At 58.1% G+C, this 18,140-nt stretch carries 22 protein-coding genes; 10 read left to right on the top strand and 12 right to left on the bottom strand.

Going from position 1 to position 18,140, the window contains the following annotated elements; all coding sequences use genetic code 11:
- Positions 1-300, top strand: a complete 300-nt coding sequence (locus AC5S26_RS27415; protein WP_494188139.1) for a DUF3861 domain-containing protein — start codon at positions 1-3, stop codon at positions 298-300.
- On the opposite strand, the gene uppS is transcribed toward AC5S26_RS27415, so the two are convergent.
- The gene (gene uppS, locus AC5S26_RS27410) at positions 287-1,204 is read right to left on the bottom strand and encodes an undecaprenyl pyrophosphate synthase (protein ID WP_494188138.1); all 918 of its coding nucleotides are present in this window, start codon (positions 1,202-1,204) and stop codon (positions 287-289) included. The two genes, AC5S26_RS27415 and uppS, sit on opposite strands and share 14 nt — an antisense overlap.
- A gap of 173 nt (positions 1,205-1,377) precedes the next feature.
- The gene (locus tag AC5S26_RS27405) at positions 1,378-1,911 is read right to left on the bottom strand and encodes a helix-turn-helix domain-containing protein (protein ID WP_494188137.1); all 534 of its coding nucleotides are present in this window, start codon (positions 1,909-1,911) and stop codon (positions 1,378-1,380) included.
- A gap of 211 nt (positions 1,912-2,122) precedes the next feature.
- On the opposite strand from AC5S26_RS27405, the gene AC5S26_RS27400 reads away from it, so the two are divergent.
- Together AC5S26_RS27400 and AC5S26_RS27395 are read left to right on the top strand one after the other, a co-directional pair.
- Positions 2,123-2,740, top strand: a complete 618-nt coding sequence (locus tag AC5S26_RS27400; RefSeq protein WP_494188136.1) for an HD domain-containing protein — start codon at positions 2,123-2,125, stop codon at positions 2,738-2,740.
- 61 nt (positions 2,741-2,801) lie between these two features.
- A complete protein-coding gene (locus tag AC5S26_RS27395) occupies positions 2,802-3,974 on the top strand; it encodes an AAA family ATPase (RefSeq protein ID WP_494188135.1) in 1,173 nt (390 codons plus the stop codon).
- 7 nt (positions 3,975-3,981) lie between these two features.
- On the opposite strand, the gene pncA is transcribed toward AC5S26_RS27395, so the two are convergent.
- Positions 3,982-4,608 (bottom strand): bifunctional nicotinamidase/pyrazinamidase, encoded by a 627-nt coding sequence (gene pncA, locus AC5S26_RS27390; RefSeq protein WP_494188134.1) that lies wholly within the window; start codon positions 4,606-4,608, stop codon positions 3,982-3,984.
- Positions 4,609-4,696: 88 nt separating this feature from the next.
- Between pncA and AC5S26_RS27385 the strand changes: the two genes are divergently transcribed.
- On the top strand, positions 4,697-5,356 hold the full coding sequence (locus tag AC5S26_RS27385) for a hypothetical protein (protein WP_494188133.1): 660 nt from the start codon (positions 4,697-4,699) through the stop codon (positions 5,354-5,356).
- Between the two features lie 33 nt (positions 5,357-5,389).
- Here the strand turns inward: AC5S26_RS27385 and AC5S26_RS27380 are convergent, their stop codons facing one another.
- Positions 5,390-5,929, bottom strand: coding sequence for a hypothetical protein (locus AC5S26_RS27380; protein WP_494188132.1), 540 nt, complete (start codon positions 5,927-5,929; stop codon positions 5,390-5,392).
- 108 nt (positions 5,930-6,037) lie between these two features.
- On the opposite strand from AC5S26_RS27380, the gene AC5S26_RS27375 reads away from it, so the two are divergent.
- Genes AC5S26_RS27375 through AC5S26_RS27355 form a run of 5 tightly spaced genes read left to right on the top strand, consistent with a single transcriptional unit; the run spans position 6,038 to position 10,739 of the window.
- Positions 6,038-7,762, top strand: a complete 1,725-nt coding sequence (locus AC5S26_RS27375) for an acyl-CoA carboxylase subunit beta (RefSeq protein WP_494188131.1) — start codon at positions 6,038-6,040, stop codon at positions 7,760-7,762.
- A gap of 24 nt (positions 7,763-7,786) precedes the next feature.
- A complete protein-coding gene (locus AC5S26_RS27370; RefSeq protein ID WP_494188130.1) occupies positions 7,787-8,650 on the top strand; it encodes a hydroxymethylglutaryl-CoA lyase in 864 nt (287 codons plus the stop codon).
- A gap of 46 nt (positions 8,651-8,696) precedes the next feature.
- Positions 8,697-9,476 carry an enoyl-CoA hydratase/isomerase family protein gene (locus tag AC5S26_RS27365; RefSeq protein WP_494188129.1) on the top strand — a complete coding sequence of 260 codons (780 nt, stop codon included), beginning with the start codon at positions 8,697-8,699 and terminating at the stop codon, positions 9,474-9,476.
- A 35-nt stretch (positions 9,477-9,511) separates the two neighbouring features.
- Positions 9,512-9,943 carry an acyl-CoA thioesterase gene (locus AC5S26_RS27360; RefSeq protein ID WP_494188128.1) on the top strand — a complete coding sequence of 144 codons (432 nt, stop codon included), beginning with the start codon at positions 9,512-9,514 and terminating at the stop codon, positions 9,941-9,943.
- A 58-nt stretch (positions 9,944-10,001) separates the two neighbouring features.
- Positions 10,002-10,739: an SDR family oxidoreductase gene (locus tag AC5S26_RS27355; RefSeq protein ID WP_494188127.1), complete on the top strand. Its 738-nt coding sequence runs from the start codon at positions 10,002-10,004 to the stop codon at positions 10,737-10,739.
- On the opposite strand, the gene AC5S26_RS27350 is transcribed toward AC5S26_RS27355, so the two are convergent.
- The 4 genes from AC5S26_RS27350 to cyaY form a co-directional block, all read right to left on the bottom strand.
- Entirely contained in the window at positions 10,729-11,145 is a 417-nt protein-coding gene (locus AC5S26_RS27350; RefSeq protein WP_494188126.1) for a cobalamin B12-binding domain-containing protein, read from the bottom strand. The genes AC5S26_RS27355 and AC5S26_RS27350 overlap by 11 nt on opposite strands.
- 39 nt (positions 11,146-11,184) lie before the next feature.
- Positions 11,185-12,828 (bottom strand): M28 family peptidase, encoded by a 1,644-nt coding sequence (locus AC5S26_RS27345; protein ID WP_494188125.1) that lies wholly within the window; start codon positions 12,826-12,828, stop codon positions 11,185-11,187.
- 24 nt (positions 12,829-12,852) lie between these two features.
- On the bottom strand, positions 12,853-13,704 hold the full coding sequence (locus AC5S26_RS27340; RefSeq protein WP_494188124.1) for a glycosyltransferase family 2 protein: 852 nt from the start codon (positions 13,702-13,704) through the stop codon (positions 12,853-12,855).
- A 107-nt stretch (positions 13,705-13,811) separates the two neighbouring features.
- The gene (gene cyaY / locus AC5S26_RS27335) at positions 13,812-14,162 is read right to left on the bottom strand and encodes an iron donor protein CyaY (RefSeq protein ID WP_494188158.1); all 351 of its coding nucleotides are present in this window, start codon (positions 14,160-14,162) and stop codon (positions 13,812-13,814) included.
- 134 nt (positions 14,163-14,296) lie between these two features.
- On the opposite strand from cyaY, the gene AC5S26_RS27330 reads away from it, so the two are divergent.
- Positions 14,297-15,136 (top strand): hypothetical protein, encoded by an 840-nt coding sequence (locus AC5S26_RS27330; RefSeq protein WP_494188123.1) that lies wholly within the window; start codon positions 14,297-14,299, stop codon positions 15,134-15,136.
- 62 nt (positions 15,137-15,198) lie between these two features.
- Here AC5S26_RS27330 and AC5S26_RS27325 read toward each other — a convergent pair whose 3' ends face one another.
- The 4 genes from AC5S26_RS27325 to AC5S26_RS27310 form a co-directional block, all read right to left on the bottom strand.
- Positions 15,199-15,555, bottom strand: coding sequence for a hypothetical protein (locus AC5S26_RS27325; RefSeq protein ID WP_494188122.1), 357 nt, complete (start codon positions 15,553-15,555; stop codon positions 15,199-15,201).
- Positions 15,556-15,727: 172 nt separating this feature from the next.
- Positions 15,728-16,237, bottom strand: a complete 510-nt coding sequence (locus tag AC5S26_RS27320) for a DinB family protein (protein ID WP_494188121.1) — start codon at positions 16,235-16,237, stop codon at positions 15,728-15,730.
- A 300-nt stretch (positions 16,238-16,537) separates the two neighbouring features.
- Entirely contained in the window at positions 16,538-17,641 is a 1,104-nt protein-coding gene (locus tag AC5S26_RS27315; protein ID WP_494188120.1) for a sigma-70 family RNA polymerase sigma factor, read from the bottom strand.
- 21 nt (positions 17,642-17,662) lie between these two features.
- A complete protein-coding gene (locus AC5S26_RS27310; protein WP_494188119.1) occupies positions 17,663-18,133 on the bottom strand; it encodes a single-stranded DNA-binding protein in 471 nt (156 codons plus the stop codon).
- Positions 18,134-18,140 lie beyond the last annotated feature (7 nt).

The following is an 18,140-nucleotide window of genomic DNA, read 5'->3' as shown; positions in this document are numbered from 1 at the left end:
GTGAACTCTTACCGATACAGGGTTACAGTCGAAAAACTGGCCGACGCGAAGGGCGAGTCCGTAACCGGGCATAGCCTCACGTTCTACGCGGCCAATCACGATGACATCCTGGAGATCGTCCGCCGACTTGAGGCGAAGCTGCCGTTTTCTGCAGGTACGACAGCTTCGCTTGGCGTTGGGTTGAAGCTCTTCAGCGAAGTTACTTTGGCGCACCGCGATAACCCTCTCTTTGCAGAGATTCGTCCTGCGCTGGGCAATTTTATTCAGCAGTTGAAGCAGCTACCGGCTAGCGGCGGCTGAGCTCGCGAGGGGGAGCCAGCTCGGTGGCGATCTCGCTTTCGAGCTCGGAGACCGGCTGCAGCGTGTCGATCTTCTCGTCGGAGTTGTCGTTCAGGCCTCCGAAACGGCGATCGCGGCGCTGGTAGTCGGCAATGGCTTCGAGCAGATGGGTGCCGCGGAAGTCGGGCCAGAGTCGGTCGGTGATATAGATCTCCGAGTAGGCGATCTGCCACAGCAGGAAGTTGGAGATACGCTGCTCGCCGGAGGTGCGGACGATCAGGTCGGGATCAGGCATGTGGGCGGTGTAGAGCGCGCGGGAGATCGTGGTCTCCTCGAGGGAGTCGAGAGCGCCGGCCCCAAGCAGATCTTCAACGGAGCAGCCTCGGGTGTGAGCCTCAGTGGTGAGGTCGGTGAGGATGCGGCGGACGGCGTCGACGATCTCGGAACGGGCACCGTAGTTTAGAGCCAGAGTGAGCGTGGTTCCTGTGTTTTTCGCGGTGGACTCCATGGCCCACTGCATGGTGTCCTGGACCTCTTGGGGAAGGTCGTAGGTGCGGCCGATGTAGGCCATGCGGACATTGTTATCGTTCATCCGCTTCACGTTGCCGATGAGGTAGTTCTTCAGCAGCTTCATCAAAAAGCTGACCTCGGCCTTGGGCCGGCGAAGATTATTTTCCAGTGAAAAGGCGTAGAGAGTCAGCCAGGGAAGATTAATCCGCGAGGCGGTCTCGACCACGTACTGGACGCTCTCAGCGCCCTGCTGATGTCCGAGGAAGCGTTTGAGCGCACGTTTGCCGGCCCAGCGGCCGTTGCCGTCCATAATGATGGCGATGTGCTGGGGGATACGGGAGGGATCGAGCTGCCGGTAGACACTCTGTTCCTCGGCAGAGAGCTCATGCACGCGGCTGGGGGAATTGGACGGCAAAAACAACCTCTCAAACCAAGACGCTAGCACACCGGAGTGGGCTGCGCAATGAACCAACAGTATGGTAGCGAGTGAGAGAGTTTATGCGATAAGGAGGAGGTGCCGCGCCTTTCCGTATTTCGGCCAAGCGCGGCACAGAGGTGAGGATCAGACAATGGCCCTTAAGCTGAGGGCTAGGCGGAGCGGCGACGGCCGGCCGCCAGCTCGCGGACGTGATTCAGGAAGATCGAACGCTGCAGCGCATCGAGTTGTGAGGTGTAAGCCGCGATTTCCGCAAGGAACGGATCGGCCATCAGGACAGCAGTCTCGTCGCGGTGCCGGGTGTTGGAATCGCGCAGCAGAGTGGAGATGTCCACCTGAAGGGCCTTGGCCAGGCGGTCGAGCGAGGAGAGGGTAGGCATCGCCTTCCCATTCTCAATTTTCGAGATGTACGTGCGCGGCACGTTCATGCGAGCCGCAAGCTGACGCTGCGACAGGTTGCGCACGTGACGAAGATCGCGTACCGCTGTGGCGACCTGAAGGCCGTCTGCAGGTGCCGGGGTTGCGGGAACGATGGAAAGCGGTGCCGGAATCGGCTCGGGTTCTTCAACCTCGAGCGATTTGTGGCAGCGGCGGCACAGTGCATTCACCGTGCGGAACTGTACCAGGCTGCAGTGGTCACAGCGTAGTACCTCACGCTGTTCGACGGGTGCCATCATGGTTGCCATAAGTTGTCTTGACGCGGGCGGGCCCAGAGCAAGGACCGCATCACATGTCCGATAACGGAGCAGGTGATGTGCCTAGAGTGACACTGGGGTTCCTGAGGAGTCAAGAGGAAAACCGACAATTCTTAGTAGAATGCCGGAAAAACCCGGAAGGGAACCAAAATAGTAACTTGGAAGAGATCCGGTTTGTATGGTGCAGGAGGAGAAGGAAGAAATGGGATTAGGACGGACGGAGGCACTTGAGCTTCTACAGGAATGGACGAAGGGCGAGTCGTTGCGGAAGCACGGCATGGCCGTTTCGGTGTGCACAGAGGCGTATGGCCGCAGAGAGGCCGAGAGGCTGGGGCTGAGCGGAGACGAGGCCGAGGCGTTTGCCGAACCCTACGCGTGTGCAGGGCTGCTGCACGATATGGATTATGAGCGCCATCCTTCTCTGGAGGAACATCCGTTTGTGGGAGTACGGCATCTGCGCGAGTTGGGCTGGTCCGAGCCGGTGCTGAACGCAATTCTGGCGCATGCGGATTACTCAGGCGTGCCGCGTGAATCTCACCTTGAGTGCGCTCTGTTTGCCTGTGACGAACTTGCGGGCTTTTTGACCGCGTGCGCGCTCGTGAAGCCGACGAAGTCGATCCACGATGTAGAGGTGGCAGGGGTGAAGAAGAAGATGAAGGACAAGGCCTTCGCGCGGGCGGTGAAGCGTGAGGATATTACGGGTGGGGCGGAGTTGCTGGGAGTTCCGCTGGAAGAGCATCTGGGGAATTGCCTGAAGGCGATGCAGGAGAGGGCGGAGGAGTTGGGGTTGGCGGGCACGGTGTGCGAATCTGCGAATTGACTGAGTGTTGTTTGTCCGATGCTTTACCGGTTCAAGCAGGGATCACGATATTCTGCGTCCTATGATTCGCACCGTCGCGGTTCAGGGTTACAGATCGCTACGCGACCTGGTACTGCCCCTGGGGCAGTTGACCGTAATTACGGGTGCCAACGGAAGTGGGAAATCCAGTGTTTATCGTTCGTTACATCTGCTCGCCGATGTAGCGCAAAATGCGGTGGTCGCTTCTCTCGCTCGTGAGGGTGGGCTGCCTTCTACATTTTGGGCAGGTCCCGAGACGATTTCACGCGATGTTCGTCAAGGGACATACGAAGTGGAGCCTCTTGCAAAACGCAAGGTGGCCAGTCTCAAGCTTGGCTTTGGAAGCGATACCTATGGATACAGCATCGATTTGGGATATCCTCCGCCACCTCCGCCTGCGACGATGTTTCAGCTGGACCCGTGTGTAAAACGGGAGTGTGTGTGGCACGGCTTGACCTATCGAAAGGCATCAGCGCTCGTAGATCGAAGGAATAATTTTGTCTGGCTTGCGACTACAAAAGACGAAGAGCCGGTGATGCTGACACAGCATCTTTCCGATACCGACAGCATGCTCGCCAGCATTGCCGATCCAGAGCGGGCGCCGGAGATGTTGGCAGTCCGGGAAGCCCTTCGCAGCTGGCGCTTTTACGATCATTTCCGCACCGACTCTGAATCCCCTGCAAGGACTGCCCAGATTGGCACTTTTACTCCAGTGCTCCATCACGATGGCAGCAACCTCGCTGCCGCGCTGCAGACGATTCTGGAGATTCGATCCGACGAAGCACTTGGCACCGCGATTGAAGATGCCTTTCCCGGTAGCCGGTTTTTTATCAAGGTGCAGGATGGGCGTTTTGAGTTGCAGCTGCAGCAGCACGGTTTGCTTCGGCCTCTCTCAGCTGCCGAGCTGTCGGATGGGACGCTGCGTTATCTGCTCTGGACCGCTGCACTGCTGACCCCGCGACCGCCGGAGCTGATGGTGCTCAACGAGCCGGAGACCAGTTTGCATCCGGAGCTGCTACCAGCACTGGGGAGGCTGATTCTCGCAGCGGCAGAGCAGACGCAGATCATAGTGGTGTCGCATTCTCAGGTGCTGATAGAGGCGCTCGCGACCGCGCCTTTATGCAAACACCTTCATCTGCTGAAAGAGTTTGGGGAAACCACGCTGGATGGCTCGACCCTGTTGAACGCGCCTAAATGGGTATGGCCGGCACGGTAGCTCAACATCACAAAATGGAGATAGCGCTGATCCGTCGAATGCCTTTGTCTTCGAAGGTTGTGTTTGCATCTTGGACCGAACCTGAAAGCCCTACCGCCCGGGTAGCATCTTCAATCACGATGCATTCAAATCCTGCGGCTGTCCCGTCGATGGCGGAGTAGCGTACGCAGAAGTCATAGGCCAGTCCACAAAGAAATAGCCGCTTCAGACCACGTTCGCGCAAATAACCCGCCAGACCGGTGGGGGTGGTGTGGTCGTCTTCGAGGAATGCGGAGTAGCTGTCGATGTGGCGGCGGAAGCCCTTGCGGACGATCATCTCGGCGTGCGGAAGATCGAGGCCGGGGTGGAAGTCGGCTCCTGGTGTGTCTTGGACGCAGTGATCGGGCCAAAGGGTCTGGGTGCCGTAGGCGACTTCGATGGTGGTGAAGGGCTGGGTGCCGGGATGGGTGGAGGCGAAGGAGATGTGGTTGGCGGGGTGCCAGTCCTGGGTGTGGATGACGTGCTCGAAGCGTTGGCCGAGACGGTTGATGAGAGGAATGACCTCATCGCCGCCTTTGACGGCGAGGGCTCCGCCGGGACAGAAATCATTCTGGACGTCGATGACGAGGAGGGCGTCGGTGGGACCCAGGTTCATGAGATCAAGTTTTGCACGGGAGGATTCTTAGTGCTCTAAAACAATAAATTTTCTGGACGATAGAACAAGCCTGGGGTCTAATCCGGTCATGCAAACACTTGGTCTTTCCAGCAATCCACAGCCTACCGATGGTCTGTTCAAAAGGCTCTTTTGGCCAGAGATTGCAAATCAATATGACGTTGATCTTGTCGGACAACAAGGCTTCTGGATTTGCATAGGGGTGTCAGCAATTTCGATGCTCGTACTTATTTTGAACGGGCAAGTTGGTTTCGCGCTGCTGATGGGTAGTGCATATTTTCTGGCGGCGATGGGGGTAAGAGAGCGCAGTGTTGCAGCGGCGGTACTCATCTTTCTTTGCTATCTGCTGGACCGCGTTGCTTCGATTGAATCTATGGTCTTGGGAATGGGCGGGGGCAGCAATCCCCTGATCGCCACGGTTGCGACCATGCTGTTGTTTGCTAATGTGCGCGCTACGATCTTGTCTCGACGCTGGCAGGCTCCGAATACACCAACCGAGGTGAGTGAACTACCAGAACGGTACACAAGCTCGCTCGGAGACAAGATTGCTAATGTATTGCCTGCGGTACTCTGGCCCCGGACTCGCTATATTTTTTATCCTCTGGCCTCAATTCTGGTGCTTTTATCCGTCTTAGGCGTGATTGGATTGCCCATGATGAAGCACAAGCAGGCCCAAATGGCTCCCCCGGCTCCCTCTGAGAAGGTTCTTACTGTAAGCCCATCTCGATAACGCAGATCGTTTGACGGCTCAAGTTCCCGAAACCTATTTCGGAGGAACGACTGTGTTCTGGATGGTCCTGATTTTGATATCGACCTGCTTGCAGGCTTTGTCTTTGCAGATTCCTGCGATCCAGACCTCGCCTGAGCCGAACATGGCTCCCTGATAGTTGACGAAGAGATCTTCATATTTCTGCTTTTGGATGGCGTCGGCGATGTGCGGTGTGACGATGTTGTCGTATTGGGCGATGAAGGCGGCTGGCGTGCGGATGTTGAGGACCTGCTTCGTGTGCGGATTGATGTCGATCGGGTAGCTGACGAGTGCGGCCACGGCTGAGGCGTCATGCTTCAGGATGCCCTGTTGTAATGCAGTCATGAGTTCACGGAACTTTGCCGGGTCGCCGACGTTCGTTGTAATCGATTGATCGACGGCGGTAGAGGCAGGCGCTGTCGTGGGAGTGGGGGGAGAGGGCTTGGACTCGACCGGAGCTTTCTGTGCCTCAGGCGCGGCTTGTGGTTTGGAGCAGGATGAGAGTGGCGCGAAAGCGATCAACAGGGTCGCGCATGCAAGATGTTTACACGGCATTCTTCTTCCTTTAGGGACAGAGTAACGTAAGAATGTCGAGACGTGAATACTGCTATGCGTTCGTCTTGACTAAGGTGCTATGCTGGCAGGTCTTTCGTGGAAGGTGCAATGGCTGAGGAAGCGAAGTTGGAGAGCAGTCTCGAGTCGAAGCTGGATGGGAAGGCGGCGCGGTTTACCGCGAACCGGGCTGCATTGATGACGCTGCTGGCGGCAATGCGCGAGCAGGAGGCCGAAATCCGCCAGGGCGGGGGCGCAAAGGCCGCCGAGGCACAGCGAGCCAAGGGCCGGCTGACGGTGCGTGAGCGGCTGGCGCTTCTGCTGGACGAGGGGACGGAGTTCCTGGAGCTGGGCCTGTGGGCCGCGCATGGAATGTACGAGGAGTTTGGCGGTGCTCCGGGGGCAGGTGTGGTAACAGGCCTAGGGAGGGTGAGCGGACGGTTGTGCATGATCGTCGCCAACGACGCAACCGTAAAGGCGGGGGCGTTCTTTCCCATGACGGCGAAGAAGGTTCTGCGCGCGCAGACCATTGCTTTAGAGAACCGCATTCCGACGCTCTACCTCGTCGACTCGGCGGGGGTATTTTTACCGCTGCAGGAGGATGTGTTTCCCGATCAGGACGACTTCGGTCGAGTCTTCCGCAACAACGCTGTGATGAGCGCGTTGGGGGTTCCGCAGATCACAGCGATCATGGGGATGTGCGTCGCGGGCGGAGCGTACCTTCCGGTGATGACCGATACGGTGCTGATGACTGAGGGCTCAGGCCTGTTTCTCGCTGGCCCATCGTTGGTGCAGGCGGCCATCGGTCAGAAGACGAGCGCCGAAGACCTGGGCGGGGCGTCGATGCACGCGGAGATCTCGGGCACGGTGGACTTCAAGGAGCCGAACGATCATCTCTGCATCGCGAGGTTGCGGTCGCTTGTCGGCAAAATCGGCGAACGGCCTGGAGCTCCGTTCAACATCATGCCTTATAACGAGACGAAGGATGCTCCGAAGTATGCAGCGGAAGAGATGTACGGGCTGATCGACCCCGATCCCGCAAAGGCGGCGACGAACGTTTATGACATGCGCGAAGTGATTGCGCGCATCGTCGATCGCTCGGAGTTCGATGAGTACAAGGAGGATTTTGGCAGGACCGTGTTGTGCGGATACGCTCGGATCGGTGGCCGGGCCGTAGGCATCGTCGCCAATCAGAAGGTCCATCAGCAACAGACGGTGGCGATGGGACCGCAGGCAGGGTCGAAGCGCACGGAGTTCGGAGGCGTCATCTACACCGAGAGCGCGCAGAAGGCGGCGCGGTTCATCATGGACTGCAACCAGAACCTCATCCCGCTGATCTTCATGCACGACGTGAACGGCTTCATGGTGGGCAAGGACGCGGAGTGGAGCGGGATCATCCGCGCAGGCGCGAAGATGGTGAGCGCCGTCAGCACCAGCGTGGTGCCGAAGATCACGGTCATCGTCGGTGGCAGCTTCGGCGCAGGCCACTATGCGATGTGCGGCAAGGCCTACGATCCGCGCTTCCTCTTCGCGTGGCCCACGGCGCGTTACGCTGTGATGAGTGGAGCCTCGGCAGCGAACACGCTGGTCGAGGTTCGCGTGAAGCAGATGGAGCGCGGCGGCAAGCATCTCTCTGAAGAGGAGAAGAAGGCGATCTACGAAGAGATCAAGACGACCTATGATTCACAGGCTGATCCACGCTACGGTGCAGCCAGAATGTGGGTGGATGCGATTATTGATCCAGCGAAGACGCGAGAAGTTTTAATGACCGCGCTCGAAGCTTGCGCGCTGAATTCCGAGGTGGCGAAGTTTAATCCCGGGGTTCTGCAGACCTAGGATCTGATGGAAGGGGTTTAGAACGTGGTAAAGATCATCGAATGTCCGCGCGACGCATGGCAGGGACTTCCCTTGCATATTCCTGCTGAGGTGAAGGCAGACTACTTGCGTGTGCTGATTGCAGCGGGCTTCAAACACATCGACGCGGTTAGCTTCGTGTCTGCTGCCGCGGTGCCGCAGATGGCGGATTCGGAGAAGGTGCTCGAATACCTCGATCCGCCCGACGATACCGAGATTATCGGCATTGTCGTCAACCCAAAGGGCGCTGAGCGGGCCATCAAGACGGATGCTGTGCGTACACTTGGCTTTCCTTACTCCATCTCGCCGGAGTTCCTGAAGCGCAATCAGAATCAGACACCGGAGGAGTCTCTGGAGGCGCTCGAGCAAGTGGGAGCGCTGGGCTACAAGGCAGGGCTTGAGGTCGTGGCCTATATCTCGATGGCCTTCGGGAATCCTTACGGCGACGCGTGGTCGATCGACGAGGTCGTCGATGCCTGCGATCTGCTGGTGGATTCGGGCGTGACGCAGATCTCGCTGGCCGATACGGTTGGGATGGCGACGCCAAAGCTGATCGCCGATGTGGTGAGCGACGTGATGGCAGTCCACGATGGCATAGAGGTCGGCGTTCATCTGCATGCCCGTTACGAGGGGGCGCGAGAGCTGGTGCGGGCGGCGTACAACGCCGGCTGTCGTCGGTTTGACGCCGCAATTGGCGGGCTGGGTGGGTGCCCGTTTGCTCAGGATGTTCTGGTGGGCAACCTTCCGACGGAGATGGTGTTGGAAGAGTTGCGAGCTCTTGGCGCGGAGCTTCCTTCGCTGGAGCCGCTGGAGAGTCTGCAGTCAGCCAGTGCGGAGATCGCACGCAAATATGGCACGAAGGTGCAGTAAAGATCGAGGGTGCAGTAGGATTCGATGCGGCAGGCATGAGGGGCGTATGAGTTACAAGACGATTCTGGTGACGGAAGAGAATGGCGTAAAGACGATCATGCTGAACCGTCCGGCGCGCCGCAACGCGATGACTCCGGAGATGCAGGATGAGCTGATCGCCGCCTTTGAAAAAGCGGCTACGGGGCATTGCAGGGTGATTGTTCTGACTGGCGCGGGAGAGGCTTTTTGTGCCGGATTGGATCTTGGCCACCTGCAGGCGATCGCGGATAAATCGCAGGCCGAACACGTAGCCGATGCCGAGCGTATTGCTCGCCTGTTTCGAATGCTGTACGAACTGCCTAAACCGACGATTGCGTTGGTGCAGGGGCCGGCCATTGCCGGCGGCACGGGGCTGGCCACCATCTGCGATTTCACCCTTGCCGCCCCGGGAGTGAAGTTCGGGTTCACGGAGGTGAAGATCGGCTTCGTTCCCGCTCTCGTCTCCGCCTTCCTTACGCTACAGATCGGAGAGAAACGAGCAAGAGACCTCCTGCTCAGCGGCCGGCTGTTCTCTTCGGAAGAGGCTGAGGGGATGGGATTGGTCAACGAGGTGGTGCACCCCGAAGAACTCGCGGACCGCGTCAAAGCTCTGGCTGAAAGACTGAAGGCCAATAGCCCTCAATCCATGGCTGCAACCAAACGCCTGATGGCGATGCAGAACCACGCATGGCTCGATGCGGCGATCGGTCATGCCATGACCGCGAATGCCGAGGCGCGGGCGATGCACGATTTCCGCGAGGGCATTGCCGCGTTCCTGGAAAAGCGCAGACCGGTCTGGGGCAAATAGAAGGCGTTCTTTCTATAGTTCTATAGACTGGAGTGATGAACGAAACGGAAAAGAAGTCAGTCGTGAGCGAGTCCCGGGTCCGGGTCCGGTATGCAGAGACGGATCAGATGGGCGTGGTCTATCACTCGAACTATCTCGTCTGGTTCGAGATCGGACGCGTGGACTTTATCCGGAGTCTGGGCATGAACTACCGTTCGATGGAGCAGGAGGACGGCCTCGGCATCGCAGTAGTCGATGTCACGGCGCGGTATAAGTGCCCTGCGCGCTATGACGACGAGTTGAAGATTGAAACGAGGTTGGCGGCTGCACGCGGCCCCGTAATCAAGTTTCAATATAGGGTGCTAAGAGATACAGACGACGTGCTCTTGTGCGAAGGTGAGACCGTGCATGTCGTCGTTGACAGGGAGATGAAAAAACGGTCGCTGCCAGAGAAATATGCAAGCCGTTTTGCTTCGGTGCTCATCTAACCCTTTAAATTTTGCGAATAGCTGCTGCGTGAAACGCACGGCGACGAGGTAGAAAACGATGAGCACTGCGAAGAAGGTTGCGCTGATCTCCGGCGCGAACAAAGGGATCGGTTTAGAAACGGCACGTCAGCTTGGGAAGCAGGGCATCACGGTAATTCTGGGCGCGCGCGATCTGGCCAAGGGCGAAGCTGCGGCAGCCGAGCTGAAGAAGGAGGGCGTCGATGCCATTCCTGTGAAGTTCGATGTTGCAGATGCGGCTGACATCAAAGCCGCGGCCGCCAGGATCGAAAAGGAGTTCGGGAAGCTCGATATTTTGATCAATAACGCAGGTGTCATGCTTGAGCCGATCGGCGGCAACAATACCAGCACCGTCTCTGATGAGACGCTCCGCAAGACCTTCGATACAAATTTCTTTTCTGTAGTCGCGGTCACAAATGCGCTTCTGCCGTTGTTGAAGAAAAGCGATGCCGGACGCATCGTCAACGTGTCGAGCATTCTGGGTTCGCTGACATTGCACGCAACCGAAGGCTCGCCCATCTATGAGGCGAAAGCGTTGGGATACGATGCCTCGAAGGCCGCGCAGAACGCCTTCACAATCCATCTGGCGCACGAGTTGAAGGGAACCAAGATCAAGGTCAACTCGGCGCATCCCGGCTGGGTGAAGACCGATATGGGAACCGATGCTGCCCCGATGGAGATCGTCGACGGCGCTAAAACAGAGGTCGAGCTGGCGACGCTTGGCCCCGACGGTCCTACAGGTGGCTTCTTCCACATGGGCGAAACGATCAGTTGGTAAGCAGGCCGCGCGGCTTTACGTTCTCGCGAATGAATTGAATTGTTTTCTCAAGCGGCGTTCCTGGCCCGAAGATGGCTGCGACGCCGCTTTCCTTCAATCGGGGAAAGTCCTCTTCAGGAATGGTTCCACCCAGCACGAGCAGGATGTCCTCCGCGTGCTCGGTGCGAAGCAGCTCCGCAATCCGAGGCACGATGGCATTGTGCGCTCCGGAGAGAATGGATAATCCGATGCAGTCCACATCTTCCTGGATCGCGGCGGAGACGATCTTCTCCGGCGTCTGCCGCAGTCCCGTGTAGATGACCTCCATGCCGGCATCGCGCAGAGCGCGGGCAATCACCTTGGCTCCGCGGTCGTGGCCATCGAGACCGGGCTTAGCGACAAGAACACGGATGGGAGGCTTGGTCATGCGAAGTGAGTATACGTCCCGGCGATCCTCCCCGTGAATTCATCTTCCTGCAGAGGTCTGCTTTGTCTCTGAGGCGGAAGGATGCAGTTGCTGACCTGCGGCAAGAAAGGGGATGGTCTGGCTCGAGTTCGCAAGATCCGCAACGGAAAGGTATACGAGACGAACGATTTTCGTCAGCTTGGGATAATTGATCCGGTCCCAGGTGTCGTTTTCGGTGTGATAGTCGGGGTGCAGACCGGTCTGGAACTCGACCTGAGGAATGTGCAGGGTGGCAAACCAGAAATGATCGCTGCGGGACCATAGCGAGTCTGGATCGACGACGTCCATCTTATAGTCGAGCTTCAGGTGTTCCTGTTGGTTTTCGCCGTCGATGAGCTGGCGCAGCCCAGGGTTGTAACGAGTTCCGAGCACGTTGACCATATTCGTGTTGCGATCGGACGGAGTTGGCCAGTTGGCGTCGTCCTCATTACGACCGATCATGTCGAGGTTCAACGTGGCCACAGTCTGGCTGAGTGGAACAACGGGATGAGTGACGTAGAAGTACGATCCGAGAAAGAAGCGCTCCTCTCCGTCATACGCGAGGAATAAAACGCTGCGCTTCGGATGAACCTTGGATCGAGTCATCGCTCGGGCGACGGCCAGGAGCCCTGCCACGCCCGAGGCATTATCGTCGGCGCCGCGATAGATGTGCCCATTGGAGATGCCCATATGGTCATGGTGAGCTGTCAGGATCACGGTCTGGGCCTTGAGCTTTGGATCGGAGCCTTCGAGAAGCCCGATGACATTGCGGCCTTTGTGTGTCTTGACATCGGTGTAGGACTTGGCGAGACAGGCTGAGCTCTTTGGAAGGTCGAAGGAGTTGGGATGGGCCGAAGTATCGAGCGCGGCCTGAAGGGCATCGGATGTCTTTCCGGAGGGAGCCAGAAGCTGATCGGCGACATCCCTTTCTACGAGAAAGACGGGGAGATCCCACATCTCACCGGCCAGCGCATAGGATGGTTCTCCCGTAGGGCGCGGTGAGGTTGGAGGAATCGGCTTCACGTCACGCGGAATTCGATCCTGGACGATAAGGATTCCCGATGCACCGCGCTTCCGCAATTCCTCAACCTTGTGCGAGTTGAAGCCATGATACGTATCCCAGGTTCCCATGAACTTTGAACTGGCATCGCCGGACTGGGGTTCGCGTGTGAAGACGAGAGCGATCTTGCCTTTCAGATCGATTCCGGCAAGATCGTCATAGTCGAACTCGGGAGCGCTGATTCCATAACCGGCAAAGACGATATTGCCGCAGACGGATGTTGGTCGCAGGCTCTGATGGGTGAGCTGGAAGTCCTGGTTGAGAGTGTAGTGACGCTCTTTGCCGTTGATGGTCGCGTTGAGGCGGGTGTGCTGTGCATCCTCTCTTCCGGAGAGGATATCCATGACCTGGAAGAAGGAGCCATTTTCTCCCATGGGTTTGAGGCCTAGGCGGAGGAACTCCGAGGCGATGTAGTCGGTCGCGATGTGGTCTTCCGGGCTGCCTGTGTTACGGCCGGCGAGGTCATCGGAGGCGAGGAAGTAAATGTCCGCCTTCAGGTCATCAGTCTTAATGAGATCTACGCTTCGGTTGGTCGTTGGAGTGGAGGTTTGGGCCGCAAGCGGAATCGTGAAGAGAAAGGTACAAAGAAGAGAACGCAGGCCCATGCGTCCTTTGTAGCACGGCTTTGCTCAGTGATTGCGGGTCGTCTGCCAGGCCTTCGCATACTTCCAGCTGGTGTAGGTGGAGTGATACAGGTGCAGCAGGAGGCCTTCGCGGCCGTCGAGGAAGCCGAAGCGGAAGATGAAGTTCCAGACCAGGGTGAAGAAGGGAAGGATGAAGATGTTGTAGAAGAAGCTCCACCCGGAGCGGCTGGTCTTGCCTTTATCTACGATGATCTGGGCGCCGAGGGTGCTGTAGCGATCCATATGCTCGATGTAGCTCTCGATGGTGGGGTAGGCGTGATGGATAAGATCGTGCTTTAGAGTATCCAGGATGCCGTCGAAGGCGATCGTCTCGTGAACGGGCCGCTCCGTGAACCGAGCGGCCGGCGCGAAGTTGGCGGAGTAGCGGCGGAAGAGTCGAAGCTTGGGATCGGGATAATAACCGCCGTATCGCATCCATCGGTTGAGGAATAGATTGCGGCGGCGGATCATGTATGCATCCGCTGGCGGCCTAGTCCGGAGCAACACGCGAATCTCCTGCTGCAGCTCGAGCGTCAACTCTTCGTCTGCGTCGAGCGAGAGGATCCAGGTTCCGGTGCACTTCTCGATCGCGGAGTTCTTCTGGCTTGCGAAGCCTTTCCAGGGTTCGAAGATCACCTTCGCGTCGAACTCGCGTGCGATCTCCAGAGTGCGATCTGTGGAACCGGAGTCGATGACGATGACCTCGTCTGCGAACTGCACGCTGGCAAGCGTGCGTGCAAGATTGGCTTCTTCGTTCAGGGTGATGATGGCGACAGACAGGGTCTGCCGAGTCGACTGCTCGGACTCAGACGGCTGTTCGACGGCCCTGTATGCGGGGTCATGTGCTGGTGAAGTCACCTGGATTTCCTGATCGAGAGGCAATATAGAGGGATTGTCCCATATTCTGCCAACTTGTCTACCCTAAAACCCGTCCAGAGGATACCTCTTTTGTGGAGGTTCGCAGATCACGGGAGCGTGATGGAGGCATCTCCGAGTTGCTCGCGCAGCAGACGTTCCGTGAGGGTCTTGAGGTCTTCCCCTGTCTTTGGCAGGATGAAGGAGCGTGTTTCGCCGGACCAATCGAGCTTGAAGCTGGTGGTCAGGGCAGAGATCCAGATCTGCCGGACCGGGGTGTTCGGGGTGAAGACGAACTTGCTGTTGTCGTGCTCGAAGACGACGTTCAGGACTCCGTTCTTCTCCTCGGTTTCAAAGGGAATCTCGTCGGCGTCGCTCTGTTCTTCGGCGAGGATGAGGGATTGCTTCAGGGCTTCAAGGGCCTGGTCGGATTCACGGCGAAAGGTCACTTCATCGAGCATGGAGACAGTGTAGCCGGTTGCCCCGGCAACTGCAGTGGATTCGCCGGTGCGATAAGATTGAAGGAAACATAAGCCGGAAGACAACGATTCCGGTGTTGCACGTCTTGGGAAGAACGGGATAGAAGGAGCTCTTTTTGCGCAGAATTCTATTGCCGTTAATCCTGTTGGCTGCAACGTCCGCAGCCGAGGGGCAGGACGGCTTCATCAACGATTTCGCTTCCAAGTGGGAGGCGCGTGCGACTAAAACACAGGCTGCTCAGCCGAAGTGGGCCGTTCCGATGTTCTCGCCCTTTCCGATCCTTGCCCAGGTCTTTCGCAGCGACTTCACACGTCAGCGAACGTCTGCGGGCGAGAGCGACTGGCATTTTGGGAGCGGCAAGGGTTTCAACCTGATCCCCTTTGCAAACACCCAGATCGATATTCTTGTTCCCGGGTACATCGTGCATGGCGGCGACCAGCAGGATGGCTTCGGCGATATGACGCTGCTGGGGAAGTATCGCTTCCTTGCACGTCCGGAGAAGCAGGGCAACTACATCCTGAGCGGTGCACTCTCGTGGCACATTCCGACGGGAAGCTACAAGAACGGCGCTCCGAGCGCGTCGTTCACACCGACGGTGGTGGGCGGCAAAGGCTTCGGCAAGCTGGCGCTCTTCAGCTCGCTGGGCGGTGGTCTGCCGGTTTCACAGGTGTCGACCAGCGGACGCACGATCCAGTGGAACTCGGTCGCTCAGTATAAGATTGGGCGCTATTTCACTCCAGAGCTGGAGGTAAATACCACCAGCTACTTCGGAGGGACACGGGACGGCAAGACGCAGACTTTTCTCTCGCCGGGAATCATCGTGGGCAAGCTTCCGATCCGATCGGAGGAGAAGAGCCGATTGGGGGTCACGGTCGGAGCCGGGTTCCAGATCGCGGCGACCAGCTTCCATACCTACAATCATGCGTTCTCGACGAGCATCCGGTTTGTCTTCTAGGGGTACTACCCCCGGTACCTGTTTTGTTGCAAAGTCTTCATAGGAAATAACTTAGCTTCGGACTAAGACTGCAAAGTCTTGATAATGAATAATTTTTCGGCAAAGTATTGAATCATAAGTGCTTGTTGGATTCGAAAGGCCCCAGATGTTCTGGGGCCTTTCTTATTTGCTGTTTCCAGTTTAACAGGGAAGGATGAACTGATCGGCAACTGGATGTTGTCTGGTTTGTGTGGTTTAGCGGAGGATTGGCTTGACAGGGCTTTTGCATTGTCGGGATGGATCACCTTAGCGGATAAAGCCGCTTTGAAATTCTGCAATTTGCGGTGCCCGTCGGTTTCGCTCAGGGCAAAGGCTATCGATTTGAAAATGAAAGAACAGGCAACGGCAAGAACAAAGGCTAAATCCAGGGATCTCTCCACTCCGGCGCGATGAAGCTACGCGCCTCCGGTCGAGATGACGTGTTGGTTGAGTGACGTGTTGGTTGATTTATTGGATAGATTCTAAGGCGCGATGCGCGCTCTCCGGCCTTGAACCGGCGCGTCCCCTTCGCCCTGAAAGAACGAAAGAGACGCATGCCTGTCGGAGGAACCGTTAGCTGGCAGCCTGGAGCACGGGGGCCATGCGGCCGGCGGCGCGGAGTGCATCGGTTACGTGGCTGCGGTGCAGGGTCTGGTGGAGGGCCAGGGTGAGAAAGCTGCGGCCGAAGGTGGAGTACTCCTGCTCTCGTCCCGGGGGCGGAGCCACGGTGGGTTTGTCCATATCAGCTTCGGTAAGGGAGGCGAGGATTTCGAGGTTTCTCTTGCGCAGTTGCTGATATTTTTTCTGGATCTCGGCAAACGATGGATACGCACTGGTGTCCTCCACCGGCTCCGAGTGTTCGCCAAAGAGCTTCTGCCAGTCAGGCAAGGGATTGGGTTCTCCGAAGAGGATTCCTGGAATCGTGCTTTCAATGAGGGTGAGGTGTCCCAGAACCCAGAGGGGGTGACAGCCGCCGTTGGAGGTTGGGAATCTTGTCGGGTCGTCGCTCATCTTGTCGATCGGGCCCATGACGGCCTTATCGGAAAGGGTGAGCGCAAATTGGATGGCGTCTTTCGTGTGCATGGTTTCTCCTTCGCCGAAGCTTGTACTTCTGCCCTCTATTACGGCTGCCGGGCGGAGAAGGATACGGGGCTTTGTTCTATGCAGGTGATTTGGGCTTGCCCATCCCAGAGTTGGGTTGTGCCTGCGGTATTTGTGGCGGCATCGGCGAAATACAGGGATTCCTCGGCTTCGCGGCTGCGCCGCTTCGCTCGGAATGACGTGTGTGCTCGGAGTGACGTTGTGCGCGGTGGCGTGCTCGAAATGATGTTGTGTGGTTGCTGGTGCTCAGAATGACCGGAGTGCGCGTTGCGTGCGTGATGGCTAAAAGGAATCGACGACCACGGAGGCTGCGGCGGCGAAGACCCAGGGGCAGTGCAGGTAGTCGACGACGCGCACGATGCGATCGTCTTCCATTTCGACATGGATGAACGAGTGCGCCTGCCACTGACCGTCGTGTTGACGAAGCGCAATGACGGCGGGCTGTCCATCGACGGTGCCAGACGCCATTCGCCACGGAGTCGTCATGCGTTCGTAGCGGCTGAAGTAGGGAGCCTCGGCAAGAGAGCCGGTGTACCGGTCGGCGACGCGGAGACGGGCATCGGTGGTGGCGAGATCCTGGATTCCCTTCCAGTCGCGTCGATTGAATCGCTCGGCGTAGAGATGGAGCAGGCGGGAGGTTTCAGGGTTGTGCGCGCGCGGCGCAACCGGTTGACGAGGCAGCGCCGCCAGCTTTGAGCGACCGCGACTGAGGGCGGCTTTGACCGCTCCTACGGTGGAGCCGATGAGCCCGGCAATCTCTTCGAGGGAGTAGTCGAAGACGTCTTTCAGCAGGACGCAGGCTCGTTCTTTGGGGGCGAGTGCGAGCACGAGGTATTCGACCGATTGAGGAGGAATGGGGCTGATGGGATCGGGGGGAAGATAGACGTCCGTCTGCGCGGAGGCGGATTCCGCCTGTTGGCGAACCTTGCGCCGACGCAGGAGATCGATGCACCGATTGTGTGCGATGCGGAAGAGCCAGGGGGTGAGATCGCGGGTGTCGTCGAAGGTATCGAGCTTGCGGTAGGCCTGGAAGAGGGTCTCCTGAACGATGTCTTCGCCGTCCATGACGGAGCCTGTCATGCGAGAGCAGTAGCGATGCAGCCGAGGCCGCAGGTGGGGGATGGTCTCGAGGAAGGCGATGTAACGCGCGTCGAAGGAGCCGAAGGGGCCGCGGGAGTCGAAGCCGGAATCATCCATATTGATCTTTACGCGGCTCACCGAGGTAAGGATACGGATGGGAGGGTTTTGTGTGGGATTATGCCTGCGGGATTTGTGGCGGGCCGGGCGAAATACAGGGATTCCTCGACTTCGCGGCTGCGCCGCTTCGCTCGGAATGACGTGTGTGTGGGGGGGAGACGGATTGCGGTTGGGCTTTCCATGCCGCAACCCGTGTCTGATGGAGATGATTTAGAAGGGGATATCGTCGTCGGTGATGCCCTGGTCCGCGTAGTCGGGTTGGGCTGCGGGGGTGCGCTGGTCGAAGCTGCTGGTGTTGGAGCGGGAGTAGCCGCCGCTGGAGCCGGCGCCTTCGCTGCGTCCCGGGCCACCACCGAGGAGGCTCAGCTCATTGACGAGGATTTCGGTGCGGTATTTCTTCTGTCCGGACTCCTTGTCGTCCCAGGAGCGGGTCTGAATCTTGCCCTCAACGAAGATCTGGGTACCTTTTTTGACGTAATCGCGGACGATTTCGGCGGTGCGATTGAAGGCTACGAGATTGTGCCATTCGGTCTTGTCCTGCCAGTTGCCTTGCTGGTCCTTGGCGCGGTCGGCGGTGGCGAGGGAAAAACTCGCGACGGTGGTTCCACCCGCGGTTGCGCGGATCTCAGGGTCTTTGCCTACGTTGCCGAGAAGAAAAACTTTATTAACGCCTTTTGCCATGCGGATA

The organism is Edaphobacter sp. FHG110511_03 (assembly GCF_059115365.1).
Note: the sequence above shows the minus strand (reverse complement) of the source record. Positions and strands in the feature narration are given on the sequence as shown.

Bases quoted from the DNA above. Each gene is read 5' to 3' on its own strand.
- AC5S26_RS27365 (WP_494188129.1), top strand. From the start codon at position 8,697: ATGAGTTACAAGACGATTCTGGTGACGGAAGAGAATGGCGTAAAGACG.
- AC5S26_RS27310 (WP_494188119.1), bottom strand. From the start codon at position 18,133: ATGGCAAAAGGCGTTAATAAAGTTTTTCTTCTCGGCAACGTAGGCAAA.
- AC5S26_RS27375 (WP_494188131.1), top strand. From the start codon at position 6,038: ATGGCTGAGGAAGCGAAGTTGGAGAGCAGTCTCGAGTCGAAGCTGGAT.
- AC5S26_RS27320 (WP_494188121.1), bottom strand. From the start codon at position 16,237: ATGCACACGAAAGACGCCATCCAATTTGCGCTCACCCTTTCCGATAAG.
- cyaY (WP_494188158.1), bottom strand. From the start codon at position 14,162: ATGCTCGATGAAGTGACCTTTCGCCGTGAATCCGACCAGGCCCTTGAA.
- AC5S26_RS27380 (WP_494188132.1), bottom strand. From the start codon at position 5,929: ATGCCGTGTAAACATCTTGCATGCGCGACCCTGTTGATCGCTTTCGCG.
- AC5S26_RS27400 (WP_494188136.1), top strand. From the start codon at position 2,123: ATGGGATTAGGACGGACGGAGGCACTTGAGCTTCTACAGGAATGGACG.
- pncA (WP_494188134.1), bottom strand. From the start codon at position 4,608: ATGAACCTGGGTCCCACCGACGCCCTCCTCGTCATCGACGTCCAGAAT.
- AC5S26_RS27350 (WP_494188126.1), bottom strand. From the start codon at position 11,145: ATGACCAAGCCTCCCATCCGTGTTCTTGTCGCTAAGCCCGGTCTCGAT.
- AC5S26_RS27355 (WP_494188127.1), top strand. From the start codon at position 10,002: ATGAGCACTGCGAAGAAGGTTGCGCTGATCTCCGGCGCGAACAAAGGG.
- AC5S26_RS27395 (WP_494188135.1), top strand. From the start codon at position 2,802: ATGATTCGCACCGTCGCGGTTCAGGGTTACAGATCGCTACGCGACCTG.
- AC5S26_RS27360 (WP_494188128.1), top strand. From the start codon at position 9,512: ATGAACGAAACGGAAAAGAAGTCAGTCGTGAGCGAGTCCCGGGTCCGG.
- AC5S26_RS27385 (WP_494188133.1), top strand. From the start codon at position 4,697: ATGCAAACACTTGGTCTTTCCAGCAATCCACAGCCTACCGATGGTCTG.
- AC5S26_RS27345 (WP_494188125.1), bottom strand. From the start codon at position 12,828: ATGGGCCTGCGTTCTCTTCTTTGTACCTTTCTCTTCACGATTCCGCTT.
- AC5S26_RS27405 (WP_494188137.1), bottom strand. From the start codon at position 1,911: ATGGCAACCATGATGGCACCCGTCGAACAGCGTGAGGTACTACGCTGT.